A 4,062-nucleotide genomic window follows, 5' to 3' on the forward strand; every position below is an offset into this window, starting at 1 on the left:
TTTAGTCAATCAATTTATCAACTTTCATTTCTATTGAATTTAGCCTTTCAATCAATAATTTATTTTGCTCTTTTAAATCATTAATTTCTGATTGTTGATTTTCGATAATGTTTTGTTGCTCTTGAATTGCATCCGTCAACAAAGGAATTAATCCGAGATAATTGATACTTTTAAATTCAAATTTTTCAATTGTTTTGGAATTATAAACATCCCCATTTTCAAAAATAGGTGCAACTTGAGTTGTTACTAAATCCGGTAATATTTTTTCTAATTCTTGTGCTACAAAGCCTCTTTGTGCTCCTTGAGGGAAAGATAATCCTTTATTTGCAAAGTCATTTTTAAATTCAAATGAAACAGGATTTAATTTTTTAACAATTTCTATTGAAGAATATAATTCACTGATGTTTGTTTTTAATTTCACATCCGAAGGATTTGAGAATGTTCCCGTTACAGTAACATCGCCACTAAAATATCCTGCATAGTTAGTTGTGGCATTTATCGCTGAGGCATAGAAAGCATAATTAGTTGTTGCAGCACCATACGCATTTGCAAACATGCCAATATTCCATTGTCCTGTTCCTTTTGTTTCACCTAATGCACCATAATTTACAAAACTACTGGAATCTACATAGCCATATAAACCGATATTTTGTCCGCTTCCGCTTCCAATGCTATGTCCAAATACTCCTTCGTTATGTTGTCCTACTCCATTAGTTCTACCGTCAACTCCCCTGTTATAAAATATTGATCCTTTTGCTTCGCCATAAACACCTGTGTTAAAAGCTCCCGTAGAACCACTTCCTGCACTTATTCCGTAAACACCATAGTTGGTGTCGGCAGAAGAATTTCCATAAGCAACTCCTTGTACTCCGTAATTTTCAATACCACCTTTGGCAAAACCATAAAGTCCTTTGTTGGTTCCTGAAGAAGAGCCTACTGATTCACCTGCAACTGCTTCGTTTGTTCCTGTTATTCCTTCAATTATTCCTAAAATATTTCGTGAACGAACAAAAAAGTTGTTTGAACCTGTGTTGTATGCATAAATTAATGCAGGAGAATTTTTTGCTGTGGAATCCAAAATACTAAGTTTTGTTTTTGAGTTAAAAACTTGGTCAGTCCCAATGCTTACATTGCCATTGTCATAATAAATGTCATTTGAACTTTTTACCCAACTTATTGGGAGTGAAATTTGATTTCCATTGCTAATACTCAAATCATTACCTGACAACAATAAAGTTTGAATCTCATTTGTTGAGTCTGAATCATCATCTCCGGGGAAAGTAATTTTATTACCATCACTAATAGAAAGGTCGTTTCCTGACAAGATAAGTGATTGTAATTCATTGAAAGGGTCAGCATCCGCATCATTTTTTTCATCGGGTAAAGTTATAGTATTTCCATTACTAATACTCAGCTCGTGCCCGGTAACACTTAGTGTTTGAGCGCCAGCATTACCTGATTTTTCAGCAAATAATGCATAAGGAACAGATAGCATTTTTGAGGTACCCATATCAACAAGTCCATTGCCAAAATCAATTTGCATGTTTAGATAGAATTGTCCTCCCGACCAATTTATTTCACCGAAACTGCTTGCTGTACCAACTGTTGTTGATACTCCTTCTCCAATTTTTAAATTGAATAATCCGAATTCATTTGTATTAACAGAATGACCTTCTTGCCAAACGATAACTCCGTCAGTACTATCTGAAATTATCGATAATCTAACAATGAGATTAGAGTTTGTTACGGGTTCTCCATCATTGTTTCTCGCCACTGCTTGATAGTTTATTGCCTGTGGAATTTGAGAATACGCAAGACTGCTGATAAAAAGTGCAAAAACGAAAAGGAAAATTTTATTTTTCATAGCTTTATCTTATTTTTTGAATTTTATAAACATTTATTTCACCAATTTCTTTTGAAAATACTTTGAGCAAATAAGTTCCTTTTGAAAAATTGCTCAGATTTATTTTAGAAATACTTTCTTTTATTTTTTGATTTAAAACAACTTTGCCTGAAATATCAATTATCTCAAGTTCAATATCATAACTTTTATTGTCGGTTTTAATTTCAAGGTTTAGGAAATCGGAAGTAGGATTAGGATATGCAAGAATCTCAAACTCAGAGTTAATATTTTCTTTAATTGTTGATAAAGAATAAGAGGGTTGTTGAAAGCCTTGTGTTAAAATATTATTTGCAGATTTTGTAGTTTCAACAACAACTTCACCAATTGTCCAACTCAAAGAATTATTTGAATTTTCATAAAACTCTCCACCCGAACTAATAACTTCAGGTTTTGCAGATTGTGAAAAAATATTGAAACTAATTAAAAATACAAATAGAAAAATAATTACTTTTTTCATAATCAATTATCATTAATTTAGTTATGATTTAATCAGACAAAGCTAAGAATAAAACATTTACTTTTCCAAATTAATTCTTTTATTAATAAAAAAGAGCAAGCATATAAAAAATATGATTGCTCTTTTCAAGGAAGGTTGTTAACTTTTTAATACTTATTTAATAAAATTCTTAACGTAAATTTTATTTCCTATTTTCAGTTTTGCAAGATATATCCCCTTATCTAATTCAGCTACATTAAAATAATAATTTTGCTTACCTGCCGAATATGTTTTCGTATCATATTGTTTTACTTTTTGTCCCAAAGGATTAAAAATTTCTAATGAAACTGTTTCGGTATTTTTTATCTTAAAAGAAATACGACCGATATCATTTACAGGATTTGGATATATTTCTGAAACATTATTTAACATTGGGTTTTCTTCAACAGAAACATTGTTTAATTTTTTATGAGTAACATTTAAAACTTCATAGTCATCAATACCTTGATAGTCGTATTTACTAACAAAAACTACTGCCCAAAGTTGATTTGGATTTGGACCAACATACATTTGTCTATCAAAAGATTTGGCATATTGTGTTCCAATTTCATAAATATGAGGAGGGAAAAAACTGTCAATATTCATAACATCGCCCCATGCACCTGTAGTAAAATATCTTCTTACAACTCTATGGTGAGGAAAATCAGTAATTGGGTTACCTAGTCCATAAAAGTGGTGTCCATACACATTATTGTACGCATTTACCTGATCATAATTTACACCTTTATCCATAACATAGTTTTCAACTATAACACAACTTACCCTAATATCTCCTATTACATCATCAACAAAATTTATTGAAACATCAATACTAACATCGAGGGCATCAACTGTAATATTGTCAATTTTAACTTCTACCGGAGCAGATAAAGCCATTCTTTCAGCAACTTTTGTTGTCCAATTATCTCTTGGAATACCAACATGATCAAATCCTGTCCATTTTTCTCTGTCAATAATACCTGAAGGAATAGTTCCTCCTAATGTATTCATAATATCGTTTCCTTCAAAAGTAAATAATTGAATGTCATCATTTTTATGAATATTGATAATTATTAAATCATCACCATAGACATCTTTTAGATCAATTAATTTTGCAAGACCATCTGTTGATTGTCCGTTTTCTACTTCTGTAATTTGTTCAAAAAGAACTCTTTTTGTTGTAGTAATTCCATGATTTACAAATACATTCTTGCTAGAAATATCATTTGAAGAATTTTCGTCTGAATAACCATTTATGTTTGTTGCCCATGCAGAAATGTCATATAATTGAGCAGCCTTTTCAGCTTTCCAACTTTTTGATAATGAAAATTCTTTTGTTTCCTTTGGTTTTAAATTAGAATTTATTCTTTCTGTTACTATGGCTCCGTTATCAATTTTGTAATTGATATCAAAATAATTTATTTCTTGAGTACCATGATTAGTAACTTCTACCTGAATAATAACTTCAGAATTAAGTTTTGCTTTATCATTAATTTTTAAGGAAGTACTTAAATCGTAATTTTGGGCAAAAGAAGTAAAAATGAAAGCAAAAGAAAAAAGTGATAGTAATATAAATTTATTTTTCATGTTTTCTAAGATTTTATTGTTTTTATTAAAATATTAATTTTTTCAAAGATAGGATTAAATTGTAATACTTACTAATACTTTTTTCTATTTGTTAAAG

At 30.1% G+C, this 4,062-nt stretch carries 3 protein-coding genes; all 3 read right to left on the bottom strand.

Annotated features, from left to right (window positions below):
- Position 1: 1 nt before the first annotated feature.
- Complete coding sequence (locus tag U9R42_04150) at positions 2 to 1,864, bottom strand: tail fiber domain-containing protein (GenBank protein ID MEA3495209.1); 1,863 nt, start codon at positions 1,862 to 1,864, stop codon at positions 2 to 4.
- 4 nt (positions 1,865 to 1,868) lie between these two features.
- Positions 1,869 to 2,360 carry a T9SS type A sorting domain-containing protein gene (locus U9R42_04155; GenBank protein ID MEA3495210.1) on the bottom strand — a complete coding sequence of 164 codons (492 nt, stop codon included), beginning with the start codon at positions 2,358 to 2,360 and terminating at the stop codon, positions 1,869 to 1,871.
- Between the two features lie 153 nt (positions 2,361 to 2,513).
- Positions 2,514 to 3,965 carry a T9SS type A sorting domain-containing protein gene (locus U9R42_04160; protein MEA3495211.1) on the bottom strand — a complete coding sequence of 484 codons (1,452 nt, stop codon included), beginning with the start codon at positions 3,963 to 3,965 and terminating at the stop codon, positions 2,514 to 2,516.
- Positions 3,966 to 4,062: the final 97 nt, after the last annotated feature.

It is taken from the genome of Bacteroidota bacterium (assembly GCA_034723125.1).
Classification (GTDB): Bacteria; Bacteroidota; Bacteroidia; order CAILMK01; family JAAYUY01; genus JAYEOP01.

Coding starts and splice junctions, on each gene's coding strand:
- U9R42_04155 (MEA3495210.1), bottom strand. CDS start 2,360: ATGAAAAAAGTAATTATTTTTCTATTTGTATTTTTAATTAGTTTCAAT.
- U9R42_04150 (MEA3495209.1), bottom strand. CDS start 1,864: ATGAAAAATAAAATTTTCCTTTTCGTTTTTGCACTTTTTATCAGCAGT.
- U9R42_04160 (MEA3495211.1), bottom strand. CDS start 3,965: ATGAAAAATAAATTTATATTACTATCACTTTTTTCTTTTGCTTTCATT.